Origin of the sequence: Microcystis sp. M53602_WE12 (assembly GCF_030065455.1) — a bacterium.
GTDB lineage: Bacteria > Cyanobacteriota > Cyanobacteriia > Cyanobacteriales > Microcystaceae > Microcystis > Microcystis aeruginosa.
Window position 1 is genome coordinate 1 of record NZ_JASJFB010000528.1, and the last position, 14,291, is coordinate 14,291.

At 43.4% G+C, this 14,291-nt stretch carries 14 protein-coding genes and 1 pseudogene; 5 read left to right on the forward strand and 10 right to left on the reverse strand.

What is annotated here, in order from left to right; translation table 11 throughout:
* Nucleotides 1-150: 150 nt before the first annotated feature.
* The 3 genes from PX482_RS17110 to speA all read right to left on the reverse strand — a co-directional run bounded on the left by PX482_RS17110 (nt 151) and on the right by speA (nt 4,636).
* On the reverse strand, nt 151-288 hold the full coding sequence (locus PX482_RS17110) for a hypothetical protein (RefSeq protein WP_288122742.1): 138 nt from the start codon (nt 286-288) through the stop codon (nt 151-153).
* A gap of 215 nt (nt 289-503) precedes the next feature.
* Entirely contained in the window at nt 504-2,519 is a 2,016-nt protein-coding gene (locus PX482_RS17115; RefSeq protein WP_002760592.1) for a ribonuclease catalytic domain-containing protein, read from the reverse strand.
* A gap of 77 nt (nt 2,520-2,596) precedes the next feature.
* Nucleotides 2,597-4,636, reverse strand: a complete 2,040-nt coding sequence (gene speA / locus PX482_RS17120; protein WP_002760593.1) for a biosynthetic arginine decarboxylase — start codon at nt 4,634-4,636, stop codon at nt 2,597-2,599.
* A 278-nt stretch (nt 4,637-4,914) separates the two neighbouring features.
* Here speA and PX482_RS17125 point away from each other — a divergent pair, with 278 nt between their 5' ends.
* Nucleotides 4,915-5,448 carry a DUF4330 domain-containing protein gene (locus PX482_RS17125; RefSeq protein WP_002737551.1) on the forward strand — a complete coding sequence of 178 codons (534 nt, stop codon included), beginning with the start codon at nt 4,915-4,917 and terminating at the stop codon, nt 5,446-5,448.
* 287 nt (nt 5,449-5,735) lie between these two features.
* Nucleotides 5,736-6,326, forward strand: a complete 591-nt coding sequence (recR, locus tag PX482_RS17130) for a recombination mediator RecR (protein WP_043999193.1) — start codon at nt 5,736-5,738, stop codon at nt 6,324-6,326.
* 357 nt (nt 6,327-6,683) lie between these two features.
* Here recR and PX482_RS17135 read toward each other — a convergent pair whose 3' ends face one another.
* The 4 genes from PX482_RS17135 to PX482_RS17150 all read right to left on the reverse strand — a co-directional run bounded on the left by PX482_RS17135 (nt 6,684) and on the right by PX482_RS17150 (nt 10,883).
* The gene (locus PX482_RS17135; protein ID WP_288024466.1) at nt 6,684-9,980 is read right to left on the reverse strand and encodes a CHAT domain-containing protein; all 3,297 of its coding nucleotides are present in this window, start codon (nt 9,978-9,980) and stop codon (nt 6,684-6,686) included.
* A 125-nt stretch (nt 9,981-10,105) separates the two neighbouring features.
* Nucleotides 10,106-10,336, reverse strand: a complete 231-nt coding sequence (locus tag PX482_RS17140; RefSeq protein ID WP_238141869.1) for a type II toxin-antitoxin system death-on-curing family toxin — start codon at nt 10,334-10,336, stop codon at nt 10,106-10,108.
* 4 nt (nt 10,337-10,340) lie between these two features.
* Nucleotides 10,341-10,565, reverse strand: a complete 225-nt coding sequence (locus PX482_RS17145) for an AbrB/MazE/SpoVT family DNA-binding domain-containing protein (RefSeq protein WP_012267820.1) — start codon at nt 10,563-10,565, stop codon at nt 10,341-10,343.
* A gap of 66 nt (nt 10,566-10,631) precedes the next feature.
* A complete protein-coding gene (locus tag PX482_RS17150; protein WP_072924165.1) occupies nt 10,632-10,883 on the reverse strand; it encodes a DUF2283 domain-containing protein in 252 nt (83 codons plus the stop codon).
* Nucleotides 10,884-11,146: 263 nt separating this feature from the next.
* Between PX482_RS17150 and PX482_RS17155 the strand changes: the two genes are divergently transcribed.
* Nucleotides 11,147-11,512, forward strand: coding sequence for a hypothetical protein (locus PX482_RS17155; RefSeq protein WP_288024200.1), 366 nt, complete (start codon nt 11,147-11,149; stop codon nt 11,510-11,512).
* Between the two features lie 25 nt (nt 11,513-11,537).
* Here PX482_RS17155 and PX482_RS17160 read toward each other — a convergent pair whose 3' ends face one another.
* A complete protein-coding gene (locus PX482_RS17160) occupies nt 11,538-12,077 on the reverse strand; it encodes a hypothetical protein (RefSeq protein ID WP_288024203.1) in 540 nt (179 codons plus the stop codon).
* A 173-nt stretch (nt 12,078-12,250) separates the two neighbouring features.
* Between PX482_RS17160 and PX482_RS17165 the strand changes: the two genes are divergently transcribed.
* Complete coding sequence (locus PX482_RS17165; protein WP_287970217.1) at nt 12,251-12,514, forward strand: hypothetical protein; 264 nt, start codon at nt 12,251-12,253, stop codon at nt 12,512-12,514.
* Nucleotides 12,515-12,708: 194 nt separating this feature from the next.
* Here the strand turns inward: PX482_RS17165 and PX482_RS17170 are convergent, their stop codons facing one another.
* Nucleotides 12,709-13,101: a hypothetical protein gene (locus tag PX482_RS17170; RefSeq protein ID WP_002748454.1), complete on the reverse strand. Its 393-nt coding sequence runs from the start codon at nt 13,099-13,101 to the stop codon at nt 12,709-12,711.
* 11 nt (nt 13,102-13,112) lie between these two features.
* On the opposite strand from PX482_RS17170, the pseudogene PX482_RS17175 reads away from it, so the two are divergent.
* Nucleotides 13,113-14,006: pseudogene (locus tag PX482_RS17175) on the forward strand (hypothetical protein).
* 12 nt (nt 14,007-14,018) lie between these two features.
* Here PX482_RS17175 and PX482_RS17180 read toward each other — a convergent pair.
* The coding region (locus tag PX482_RS17180) for a hypothetical protein (RefSeq protein WP_288024207.1) at nt 14,019-14,291 on the reverse strand (273 nt) is incomplete at its 5' end.

Below are 14,291 nucleotides of genomic sequence, written 5' to 3' on the forward strand. Positions count from 1 at the left end.
AACAAACATTTTGCGTTATCGACCTACCACGCAAACTACTCTAGCATACTAAAATTAAATTGGCAACTATAGATTAGAGTTATTCTTAGTCGTGCTTCGCTGTTGTATGCTGGTCAGCTTTTCATCTCCGAGGTGAAACCGAGGGTTCCTTCAAGCCGACATTATAGGTAAAAACAGACGGTTCTTCGTTACTTGGTATAGTTCGATAGGGTGGCATAAATGGACTAAATTCTTATCTGGCAAAAGACTTAATTGATTAGTTCGCTCTAGATCAAAAACAATTAACAAAAATCGCTAAATGCCTTTCTATATAAGGATTTCATCTTTGGCAATCCTTTCCTTTGCATAAAAGAAACCGAAGAACCGTATTGAGGGTTTGCGGTAAAAAGCTTTTCTGTGGTGGCAGGGTGTGGGGGAGTGGAGCATTTGGCTGAAATTTCCCTAAACCCCGTAAATCCCTATCACCCTATCTCTCGACTCCTGAATACTGACTCCGCGAGAGATTAACTTGCTTGGGAGGAGACAAAACCTGATAACTCGCGAAAACGGATCTCATCGCGGTGGGGATCAGAGCGACTAACTTGTACTTGAAAGCGATCGCCTAAAGATACCGATCGCTCAAAACGATGGGGTAATTCTAACCCCAATTCCTCCAATAAAATCAAGCCTAAATTTTCCTCTTCCCGCAGCCAGCGTAAAACCAAAGCTTGCCAGACTTGATCTCCCTGTCGTCGCAAAAATTCCAAACTCCAATAACGATTAGTTTGTCGTTCCACCGAGGTGGCTTCTTGGGCCGAACTAGCGACACTATAGAGAATTTCCTGCATTCTATCCCGGGTAAAAGGCAGTTGATCGCCCCGGAGATGGGCTTTTAGTTGAAAATGGGTCAAAAGGTCAGTATAACGGCGAATTGGCGAAGTTACTTGGGAATAGGTATTCAATCCCAGACTAGCATGACGGTTAGGAATCGTCGTCATCTCACTGCGCGGCATACAGCGACGCAAGGCACAGGAACGCACAGGGCCGGCGGGTAGTAAAATTAACTCCTCATCGGGGGGTAATTCCGGTTGTGGTTGTCCGCGGAAAGGCACGGGTATCTCGTGTTCCTGACAGTAGCGACCGGCGATTTCTCCGGCTAAAATCATCATTTCCGCCACTAATTGCCGAGATGGAGAAACTTCCTGCAATTCTACGATAATTTCGTCGTTATCCTTCACCTTAATGGATGATTCTGGCATTTGGATGTTAATCGATCCCTGAGATTTGCGCCATGCGTGGCGTTGTTTTGCCCAACGGTTGAGAATCTTCACTTCCGGTTCATGCTGCAGATCCAGATGTAACATTTCGTCCACATCTTCGTAGGTGAGGCGATAGGTGGGTTTAATTGTACTAGGATGGATCCGATAATCGGCGATCGCCCCCGTTTCATCGAGGATTACCCCAAAACTCAAGGCAGGACAAAGTTTACCCTGTACCAAACTCATTGGACCGGCGGCCAACTCTAGGGGAAACATGGGAACCATTCCCGTGGGAAGATAGAGACTGGTACTGCGACGACGCGCTTCTAGGTCTAATTCATCATCGGGAAGCACTAAACGGCTAGGATCGGCAATATGAATCCAGAGACGATGACCACCATCCGCGAGAATTTCCACCGATAATCCGTCATCGATTTCCTCGGTACTTTCATCGTCGATGGTATAAATTTTTTGGTGGGTTAAATCGAGACGATTGTTGACATCCGCATCCGCAGGGGGATTGAGTAAATTAAGACGCGCCACATCAAGTACCTTTTTCGAGAATTGAACGGGGTAGGAACTGCGTCGCAGGAAAAGGTTTTCGTGACTACTCCACCATTTCAAATCGACTAACAATTCAAAAGCAGCCTCGGGGGTTTGGGAACGGCCCAGCAGCGAGAGTATGTCCATGGCTGCTGGATATTTTTGTTCGGGTTGGAGGATAAATTTTTCTAGAGATTCCAGACGAATTCGATCGCTTTCTGACCATTCTACCGTTTCACCGGCCAAGGCCTGCTGGAGACGTTGGAGAAATTGGCTTTTTTCCCGTTGACGCTGTTGTTCCACCTCTAGCTGGTGTTTGATTTCCTCTACCTGATTTTCCGAGCGGGCCTCGTAACCATCCCCTTTATTTTTAAAATAAACTTTATCATCACTCAAGAGACAATGGGCCGCATAGCAAAACTGCGGACTGCGATCGGAAAAGAGAATCTCGGCCATGGTTTCGGGAGTGACTAACTGATTTTCCCCGGCTAATAATTCCCAGGCCACTTCTAAACCACTAGGGTCTAGATAGGGTTGGACTTCCCGCAGAAAATTGCCAATCTCTTTATAGTTGGACGGACCTGCTTTGATAATGTAATCGAAGCGTTGGGGACGCAGTTTATGCGGGTTTCCCCCTTGATCGATGACGATCCAATCTTTTTTACCTTCTGGGCGATCGATCACCCCTAAGCGCCTTTCTCCTTGGACTCGAAATTCTACCAGCGTTCCCTTTTCCACTGCTTCCCCTTACTGCCTATCTATTTTGTCTATTTTCTATCATCCTCGATCGATTACTCGATCGGCAAGAGCAATCATCAATCCCCACCCACTAGATAGGTATAGCGTCGCAAACTGCGTTCATAATCCTGTAGGAGTAATTGGGATTCTTCCACAGTCATGCGATTTTCCTGCAAAGCTTGTTCACAACGAAGACGAATTCTTTCTAACAGGTCTTCCGCAGAATATTGTACATAACTTAATACTTCCGTGATCGTATCTCCTTTGACTAGATACTCGATATCGTATCCCTTGGGACTCATCTGAATATGTACCACGTTAGTATCGCCAAAAAGATTATGTAAATTGCCCATAATCTCTTGATAAGCACCCACCAAAAACATTCCTAGATAATAGGGTTCTGGAGAATGTTTACCGTTTTTGTACTCCAACGGATGCAATTCTAAAACTGATTTTACGTCCCCGCGCAAATCGATAAACTGGGCAATTTTCCCGTCACTATCACAGGTTAAATCGGCGAGAATCCCTCTTTGGGTAGGTTCTCGATCGAGACGATGGATCGGCATAATTGGAAATAGTTGATCGATCGCCCAACTATCGGGAACTGACTGAAAAACCGAGAGATTGGCATAATAAATTGAGGCCATAATTTGCTCTAAGTCTTCCAAGTCATCGGGAACATAATCCTGTTGTCGGGCCACTTGCAGAATTTTGTGACAACAAGCCCAGTACAATTGTTCGGCTCTAGCTCGTTCTTTGAGACTGAGATAACCGAAATTAAACAGACTAATCGCCTCCTCTTTGAACTGTCCCGCATCGTGATAAGCTTCCTGATAATTGCGCTCATCGATACCCGTATAGGTTTCCCAGAGATTACGGAGGATGAGGTGTTCTTTCCCATTGCAGGGATCGGGGGGATTTTGGGGAACCTCACTACTTCCCAAGATATCAAAGACTAACACCGATTGATGAGAAGCGAGCGCCCGGCCACTTTCACTGATGAGAATTGGGGGTGAAATCTGGGCATCTTCACAAGCTTCCTTGACCTCGGCCACGATATCATTGGCATAATTCTGCATATTGTAGTTTTTCGAGGCGTAGAAGTTAGTTTTTGAGCCATCGTAATCGACCCCTAAACCCCCTCCTACATCGAGATAGGTCATATTTGCCCCTAATTTCACTAATTCCACATAAATCTGACTAGCTTCGCGAATAGCATCCTTAATGACGCTAATAGCGGAGATTTGCGACCCGATATGATAGTGCAGCAGTTGCAGACAATCTAACATCCCCGCTTGTTCTAATTCCGTCACCACCGTTAAGATTTCCGGGACGGTTAAACCGAATTTTGCCCGGTCTCCGGTGGAACATCCCCAACGGCCCACCCCTTTTGTCCCCAGTTTCGCACGCACTCCCAAATGAGGGGCAATTCCTAACTGACGACTGACGCGCAGGGTTAAATATAATTCTTCCAATTGTTCGATGACAATCAAAGGCCGATGACCGAGACGAGTGGTCAAAAGAGCAGTTTCCAGGTATTCTTTGTCCTTATAGCCGTTACAAATTAGCAATGGTTGTGTTTTGTCATTTTTGCCGTTTAAGGCAGGTTCTAGGGTAGCTAAAGCAATCATTAGCTCAGGTTTTGAACCAGCCTCAAGCCCAAATTGATAGGGTTTACCAAAACGCACTAAAGACTCGACGATGTGACGGTGTTGATTGCACTTGATCGGATAGACACCGCGATAGACGTTGGGATAATTATAACGGGCGATCGCTCGGTTAAAACAGGCATTCAGGCGCTCGATCCGGTCTTCCAAAATATCACTAAACCGAATTAACAGGGGTAAACCGATATTTCGCCGCTTAATCGCCGAAACTAACTCGTATAAGTCCAAAGAACCGCCCCTTTCTCCCTGAGGCGAGACGGTAATATTTCCTGCGGCATTAATCGAGAAATAAGGTTCTCCCCAGCCTTGGATGCGATAGAGATTTTCGCTATCTTCGATCGACCAATGTTTAACGGGGGCAACTTTTTCGAGGTTGTTACCGTCAGAAGGGGTCAGATCGATTGGAGATAATTGCTTTTCTAGTTTCTTAAGTTGAGTTTTACCCGCCATTGTCTATCGATCGCTCCGTGTGAGACTCCGATCTTCTATCTTAAGTCAGACTTCCTGTCTGCGACCAAGATTCCGATCGTGATAGAATTTACTAGCCGTTAGGAGGCAGGATTCAGGAGTCGGTCGTCAGGAGACAGGAGATAGGAGATTATTTGTATTTTCTCCCCATCCCCCATCACCCTAGGGTTGATTCATAGTAGGGTTGATTCATGAATCAACCCTACCCATCACCCCGTTCCCCTGTTCCCTTCTCCCCAAAATTTTATAGTGAACCGCTTATGCAATTATTAGACTCAAAAGGACGTTTATTCGGTAAATTTAGCTTGCTTGATATCGGAGCGGCCTTAGTAATTTTATTGACAATTATCGGTATTTTTGTTGTACCGGGGACAAGTGGTAAAAGTACGATCGCTCAAGTTACCAAAGAACCCATAGAAGTGGATGTTATTGTCCGGGGTTTAAGTGTTCTCAATCCCAATGCTTTGATTAATCAATTCAATACCGAGAAGAAAACTAATATTGTTATTCGTAATCAACCGGCTGGTCAAGTGGATATAAAAAATGTTAAACCTTTATCGAGAAATGTCTTAGTTCCGCAGCCGGATGGTAGTGTAAAAGTCCTACCCGATCCCCGCACGGAAAACTATTCTCAAGATATGATTATGACTCTCAGTGGTCAAGCGGAAGTTACTGATACTGGTGCGGTTGTTGGCGGTCAAAAGGTGAAAATTGGCACTTTAATCGAGTTAGAAGGAGATAATTATAATTTCAACACCAGTGTTATCGATGTCCGTTTACCAAAAAGGTCTTAGTTAGTAAACAGTGAGCAGTAAACAGTGGGGAATTATGAATTATGAATTATTAATTATGAACTAGGGAGCAGGGAGAATATAGCGTTTCTCACGCCTGTGTGGCACAGTTAAACCTTTGCTGATTAAGCTTTTCACCATCGACAATGTACCTCTTGCCAACAGGAAACGCTATAAATAAAACCAATCTCCTGACTCCTGACGACCGACTCCTGAATCCTGACGACCGACTCCTGAATCCTGACGACCGACTCCTGACGGCTAAAAAACTGATAAGAGGATTAACTGCTATTTATACACCGCCTTTAGCTCGTTTGATCGAGCAGTTACAAAAATTACCCGGGGTGGGACCCAAAAGCGCTCAACGTCTGGCCCTCTATATTCTCAAACGACCGGAACAAGATGCGATCGAATTGGCCCAGGCGATCGTGGCAGCCAAAAAACAAGTAGGATTATGTCAGGTTTGTTTTCATCTTTCGGCCGAACCGATCTGCGAAATTTGCCGCAATCCTAACCGGGAAACGGGGACTATCTGTGTGGTAGCTGACTCCAGAGATGTGATTGCTTTGGAGAAAACTAGGGAATATTCGGGCAAATATCACGTTTTGGGCGGTGTTATCTCGCCTATGGATGGGATTGGACCGGATCAATTAAATATACAGTCTTTAGTCACCAGAGTCAGCCAGAAAAAAATTCAGGAAGTTATCTTAGCTATCAGTCCCAGTGTCGAGGGAGAAACCACGACTTTGTATATCGGGGGTTTACTGAAACCCTTCACTAAAGTTACCCGTATCGCTTTTGGGTTGCCCATGGGCGGCGATCTGGAATACGCTGATGAAGTAACCTTAGCGAGAGCTTTAGAAGGTCGTCGGGAATTGTAAAATCTCGCCAAGGTTGGGATTAAGTAGGGTTTGCTGAATAAATGTGAAATGTAGGCAAGGTAAGGGTTTTGTGGCTTTTCTCGTGAAACAGGTGCAAGATTTTGAAAGAATCGTGCTTCAACACCTTGCGTCTTCATCGGCCCGTGTCCTGTAGGGGCGAAGCATTCGGGCAATAACCTATCGGTGAAACCGTAGATTTTCTATCCGAATGCTTCGCCCGTACTTTTTCAGCAAACCCTAAGTGGGTGGGTGGAATTAAATATAAAATGAACGTAGGTTGGGTTGAAGCATGAAACCCAACGCCCGCATGGGTTACGCTACCGCTAACCCATCCTACAAATAATTGTGCCTACCTACTTAATTAGCAGCCCCAATCAAAATAAAGGGCGACCAAAAATAAGGATGGCTTTTAATTTGACTCAGTTTGGCCTGTCGCATGGCTTCACTTTTAGTCATGCCATTCTTGAGATTTTGATAAAATTGGGTCATAATTTCGTCACTGGTATTATCTTCAGCATTCCAAAGACTGGCTATTACTGATTTAGCACCGGCTCTTTCTAGGACGTAAGCAAGTCCTGAAATTTCCTGGCCGTCTGCGTTGGCTTCCTTGGCGGTTTGACAGGCACTCAGGGTGATTAATTCGGTATTTTTTAAGCCTAATAATGCGGCATCAGCGATGTTATATTGCTCTTTATTGGCGAAAAGAATAGTATTAGCTTGCATATCCAAATTAGGACAGCCAGCGAGGTCAAAACAGCCGTGAGTTCCTAAGTGTAAAATCGAGAAGCGAAAGGCTTGTTTTTTGAATATATCTAGAGTTGCGTTTGTACCGAGATATTTTTCACTTCCCGGAAAGATTTTGCTGATACTTTCTGCTTCTATTTCTGTGCCTTTAAGATCAACTTTTTCTTTTTTCTCCGTGTCAAATAGAAAAGGTTTGGGATTAGCTAGAGCTAAGGCTTTGAGAGTGGAGCGATCTGTTTTCGTTTTTTGAGTAGCAAGAGAAGAGGTCGAGATACGAGTTAAATAATAAATCGGATATTTTTTTAGGAGAACTTGGTCATTTTTCTTATCGTAGAGAGTTTCAAAGGGAATATAGCGCAGTTGTCCGGTAGCGATAATAGCGATATTTTTCGGGGAACTGGTGGCGATTTGGGACTCAATGGGACGGATTAAAATCTCGTATAATTTACTACCGGTAACGAGGTAGTCGGCATTTTTATAGTCGGCTAATTGGGTACGGTATTGACTGACAAGTTGATTAAAATCATCGCGTTTTGCATCACTTTGAATAACGATTAATTTTTCTCTAGTAACGAGAAATAGAGCGACTTTATCGCGGAGGGGAACGGGTTGAATAACGAGGGTATCAGGAGCGATATTTTTCTGGAGTTGGGCGATGTCGGTGGGTTTAGTTTCAAAAAGTTCAGCAATTTCAGGATATTTATCTCCGATAGTTTCCGCATTTTTATACACTTTCTCCTCCAATTGTCGGATCTGTTGTGCCAGTTCTTGGGAGTATTTATCCTGTAGTTGTCGGCGCATTCCTTCGAGTTGTTGATTGTCGGTGTTCCAGTTATCAAGTGCTTTTTGTGCATCGGGATCAGCAACTTTCGCATTAATCAGGCGATTGTAATCGGCGAGATCGGCAGTAGTGGCGAGGTTGCTCCATTCAAATGCTTTTTCGGGTTGATTTTGCTGGATGAGGAGGTCAATGAGGTGAGGAAACGTTTCTAAGACATAAACATTACCTCCCCAATGCTTTTCACGGTATTTACGAGGTACGTCACGACGTGACTCAATAATAAGATTAGCACTTTGCTCTAAATAGCTTAAGGCTTCGCTCGGACGATTTAGCATCTTGTAAGCTATACCAATTTTGCTCAGAACCATCTCCTTATTGCCTTTATATTCTTGTCCATAAGTTTTAATAAATTCTGATAACGCCGATAGATAGTAAGTAAGTGCTTGTTCATTATTTCCTTCCTTCATATACAAATCACCAACTTCCAAATTACCTCTAACTCTTGTAACTTCGGCGAATCTAACCGGTAAAGAAAACATTTGATTATAACAATCTAGTGCCTTCTGCTTTTCATCAAACTTGACGTATACCTGACAGAGAGCCTGAAGTGAATTGCCTTTAATGAATAGAATATATTCGGATTTTGTGAATTCCGACAGAGTTTTATCCATAGCCAATTGATCAAGAATAAGAATACCCTTCTGCAAGTAACTAATCGAATTCTTTTTATCATCTAATTCAGCGTAAGTACGGCCAATCTTAACGAGATATGCTGATTCTGTTACACGATTTACTAGAGGCTGATATTGAGATTGATGTATAGTTAGTGCTTGTTGGTAAAAATTAAGACATTCTAATGTATTTCCATAAGATTCAATAGGCTTTTGGTACTGTCCAAGAGAGTAGTAAGCATTTCCTACTGAATATATACAAATATCTCCTAATGTGGAAAAGATAAATTCTTGTTTTGGTTTATCTCCTAATTTTTGATAACCAATGAGTGCTTTTTTTAGGTTTTCACTAGCCGATTTAATTCTGCTCTTTTCATTGATTGAAAGTGGCCTTATTAATTCTGCTGGTTCCGAATACCATGCTGTTAGAGCTTCATTAAATATTCGGTCAGTTTCTCTACGGAGATCGAATTGGTCGGTAAAGGTTCGAGCGATTGCTGCCGGGATAAAGGCGTATTCTCTCCCCCTATCAATTCGTTGAGATGCGGTTCCTATCGCCGTATACAGTGATTCTGATTGTCTAAAATAGTCAATAGCCTTTTGGTACTGTCCAAGAGAGTAGTAAGCATTTCCTAAATTAAATAGTATTATTGTTTTTAAATTAATGGGTCTTATGTTTATAAAGTCATCGAATAAGCCATCACCATTAGAATCGTATTTATTCAAGATTGCTAAAGACTGTTCAAGGTACTCGATCGCCTTCTGGTACTGTCCGAGGGAGTAGTAAGAAAGTCCTAAGCCACCTAAAGAATTAGCTTCCCCAGCGCGATCGCCGACATTCTTCATGATAGCTAAAGACTGTTGATAAAACTCGATCCCTTTTTGGTAGTTTCCGAGGAAGTTATAAGTGTTCCCTAACACAAATAGTATTATGCCTTCTTCTTTTCGATAACCGTTTTCTCTCGTCAAAGCTAAATACTTTCGATAAGACTCGATGTCTCGATAGCCTATTTCCTGGATAATAGCTAAAGACTGTTGCTGATAGTCAGTTGCTTTTTTATACTGTCCGAGGGATTGGTAAGCAGCTCCTAAATTCCCCAAAGAAATGGCTTCTCCTTCGCGATCACGAATCTCCCTCGCAATAGCTAAAGACTGTTGATAAAAATCGATCGCCTTTTGGTACTGTCCGAGAGACTCGAAAATGATTCCTAAGTTGCCTAAGTCAATGGATTCCCGTTCGCGACTATGGATCATTCTATTGGTAGCTAAAGACTCCTGAAGAGATTCAATCGCCTGTTGAATCCGTTGCTGCAAAAGCTGATCGGCTTCTGCTTTCCTCCCATCCGTATTTTGCGCTATTACCGCAGGGACGAGAGAGGAGAGTTTCCCGTTAACAACTGGTAGGGTGACGGTAGCCACTAGGGAAAGGGTAAGTAATGCGTAAAATTTGGGATTCATAGTTATTTCCGCTATCAGTTATTAGTTAATCTACCTCATCATGAGTTCCAATGTTAATCAAAACTATCCTATCTGTTTTAGTTTTTTCGTCTCGTTCTAAATAGAAAATGATGCGGCAATCATAACTACTTCCCATCTACAAAAGGGTGATTCTTGACAATCCCATAAGCGTAGGCTGCTGCCAAAGAAGCCATGTCAGGAGGCGACTCAGAATAAGCCAGAAAATTTTGCGGTCGGGAAAGTGCGCTTTCTAGCAACCCCTCATCTCGAATACCCTCTAATCCACCATGCTCGGCTATTTGGCGGTGATGAATCGCGAGAGCTACCCCATCAGCTATCCAGATTAGCTGGTTCATGAGCCTAAGTTGCCAGCTTTCTCAAAACATTCCAGTCTTCGCGCATCACTTCCTCCGCCACTTCCATTTGCTGGACAAATTCGGGGTCGTAGGGTGTAAGCTCAAAGCCATTCGGCGTTTCCAAGACGTAGAGCATATCGCCTTTACTAAGGCGCAGCTTCTCCACCAACTCTTTCGGGAAAATCACCCCCATAGAGTTCCCTACCGTTGTGACTTTTAACTTAATCATCGTTTTTTGACTGAGTAAATATGTCAATTATAGCACCTCCCATATTTCCTGAATTTCTCACATCACTTAACAATTTAGTATTAACTTTCCGAACCATTGTCTAATCTCTTGTTTTTCACTCTCTTCCAACGGAAAATCAATATTTTTGAATCGTTCGGCCGTTCTCTGTTTGACTCCTAAAATCTCAATCCCTACAATCCTATCCGTCTCATCGTAATCATAGATAATCCCCAGCGCTACTTCCTCAGAATCAATAACCTTTCCCTCAAAACGACGAATATAAGCGGCATTAGCGGCTCGATCATAGTTTATTTTCATAGTTTCCCCTTTAATCGGCGTTCAAAATGGACAGTTACCAAAAGATTATAATTACTAAGTAGGTAGGCGTTAAAAATTATCAGAAACCCCCCTTATCAAGGGGAGCATGGGGGATCGCCACCCCCCTTATCAAGGGGAGCAGGGGGGATCAAACCCCCCTTATCAAGGGGGGCAGGGGGGATCGGCACCCCCCTTATCAAGGGGGGCAGGGGGGATCGAACCTAAAATCCATTTTCAATTTAATTTCACCCACCTACTTACCCATGAAAAATAGACAAGAATACCTCAACGCCCTAGTCAACTTTGACCAACCCCTATCAACTATCCTCCCTATCCTAAAAACCTTTCCTTGGGACAGTAGCGAAGCAATTATCACCCTAAAAAAAGAGCATCTGATCGATATTCTCGATCGCTATCTTAATAACGCTCTATCTGCCACCGACTTAGAAAACTGGGCCGATGCCATCGAATGCAGAGAAGATATCGCCTATGAAACAGATGAGGAATATCTCATCAATGACATCATCTTTGACCTCGCTAATCCGACATTAAACGATCCACTATCACCAAAAATAATCGAACAATACATCAGCCAACTTTCCCATTTAAAGTCTTCCTTAATTGCCTAAAAAATAGGCTTCTTCTTTGTGAATTTTAACGGGGGTTTACTTGAATCTCAATTTTGTCCGAGGGGTTGAATTTAATTTCCTCAACAACGTAGGAACTCTTACTCGCCACCCCTTCGATCCCTCTTATTTCTAGAGGATCTAGCGAGGTTATAGTTACTTCCGCTTTTCCTTCATTAACATCAACAATTTTGAAATTCTGTAAAGGTTCCTGCCAGCGTTTTCTATTCTCTTTTGGATTGCTTGATCCCCCTTCCCCACGAATAACAAGCTCTCCGCTTTTGATAATAACCTTGCCTTGAAACTCTATCTGTTTGATCTCTTTCATCGCCACTTCTTTTGTTTTTGATTCTCTCCCTAAAGCGATCGTTTTTGCTTGGGAATCGAACTTGATTAATCTCCCAGATAGAGAAGTGCCATTTTTTAAAGATACATTTGTATCATCTGGTATGAATACGGGAATTTTCTTGACGGGAGATCGATCGCCGGTGGCTGGTAGATGATAGCCAGCAAGGGAGGCGATAAAAACTAGGCTAGTTGCGGTTATTATTGGGTAGAGTTTTTTCATCTTTACCTTGCCTGAATGATCAGGATTTAGTTGGTTCTGTTTTCAATCTTGGATGTGGTGGGTTAGGAGTAACAGTAACCCAACCTAGGGTTTTTTCTAGAGGGTTTTTTCCATATTTTAGCGTCGGGATTGTCAAAGGGGAAGCGTTTTATCTTCTCTTTATGTTAAAACTTATGAAGGTACTCCTTTATGCGGTAAGCGATAGAAATATGACTCTACAAGAGCTAATGCGGTGGGTGGAAAAATTATCCTCGATCGAGAAACGGCAACTGATCGAAAAAATTACCGCAGAAATGGCATCGGAATCGGCAGAAATTAATCAACCCCGTCCCTCTTTATGGGGTATATGCGCCGATTTAGGACAGGCTCCCTCGGCTGAAGATATCGATAAAACCCGACGAGAAGCGTGGGGAGATTTTACGGCAGAGGATATTTAAGTGTTAAAAGCAAGTTTTAAGTAGGTAGGCGTTAAAAATTATCATACACCCCCCTTATCAAGGGCGCAGGGGGGATCGGCACCCCCCTTATCAAGGGGGGACTAAGGGGGGATCGAACCTATTCCCCGAATATAATTGGATGCGGTGGGTTAGCGATATTCGTAACCCAACCTGCGGTTTTTGTCAATATATTTTTACTTTCCGAAACCTTTGTTCGGGCGGTTTTGTTTGGCAATACGGAGGGCTTTTCCGGTTTTACCATCCTGTAGTGCGATCCGCATCGATCGCTTTTTCTGGTAGGATTGAATATCCGCCGCTAACGGATGAGAGTTATCGATGCGTAGATGGGTTAAAGAACAGACAAGACTCGTTTGTTTTCCCGATTCGTTTTTTAGGGAACAAATAATTCCCCCCTCGTCTCCCATGTAGAAAATTTTATCGATCGAAAACTGGTGATCGGGTTTGTATCGCTCGCCTTTTGTTTCAGCTAGTTTTAACGTTTCGGGAGTTGCACGCACAGGGATTGGTAAACTCGCTTCCATTTTCTCAATTAAAAAACGAACTTGTCGGGGATCGTCGATGGACATGGTTATTCTCCTTGATAAAATACAAAGAACTGGCGATAGAACCCGATCGATCGAGTAGGATAGCGATCGAAAACGCCAATCAGGGACATTTTGCCGTGAGCGCTCCGAATTCTCCCCCTCCCGGAACACAGATACTAGGAACCTTCGCCAGTCTTCTCGGTTTGCTGGGGATTTTTCTCTATTTTACGGGATGGATCTATCGGTGGGCCTATTTCGGCTGGTTTAGCCTTGAGATTAACCGTCTGGACTTGCCCTTGCGTTCCTTCCTTTTCGTGCCGATACAGGTCTTCTGTGGCGATTTCGGGGCGTTTCTGCGAACGTTTCTGGCACTGGTTGCCGTTGCCTTTGCGATTCAATTTACCCTCTGGATTTTGTCTCCCCTGCCATCCTATTCAATTGTCAGTCAATTTAAACGGAAATTTCATCAAAAATTTCACCCTCTAGGTTTATTAGTCCGGGGAATTCCCGAATCTCTCCGAAAAGATTTGATCGCTGTTATTTGGCTATTAATTATTCTTTTTTGGTTAGCTCGAATTCAGGGATCGAGCGATGCCCGTCGCGATGCAATTAATGATACTTCTACCTTACCGGTTATCACTTTAGTTTTACCGGAAAAACAGATAGCGATCGGTCGCAATCCTGATGATGTTTTTACCGATCCTTCTCTCAAAGGTTATCGAATTATCGGTGAGACCAAATTACTCGAAGAGCTGCGGGGAAAAGAAACGAATGATAGTAAAGTTAATCCCCCGCGAGTTTGGCGGTTATTAATTCAAAATAATAATTAGACTTATGTTTTTCGCGGGTTATCCCCCCAGTCGGCAGAAAATGAACGTCCGGCGATTCTAGCCATTCGCGAGGATAAGGAGGGACAATTGTTGATTCTCGCACCGGATGTCCCATAATCCCGATGAGAGTCAATCGGGGAAATTATCAAAAGCGATCGTTAATAAAAAAAGTCTAAAAGTCGCACCCCACAAGGTTTTCGGCGTTGTCAGATCAGAAGAGGAAAGATGCAATGCTCTGGTGCTGATTCGGAGCATCTTTCCATTTGACAACGCCGATTGTAGGGCTAATTCATGAATTAGCCCTACGCCGATTGTAGGGCTAATTCCACTGCTAAATCGAGCGACTCTTGTTCCCCACTTAAGCCCAACTATCGGCACTATTCGTTCATTAAACACTAATTG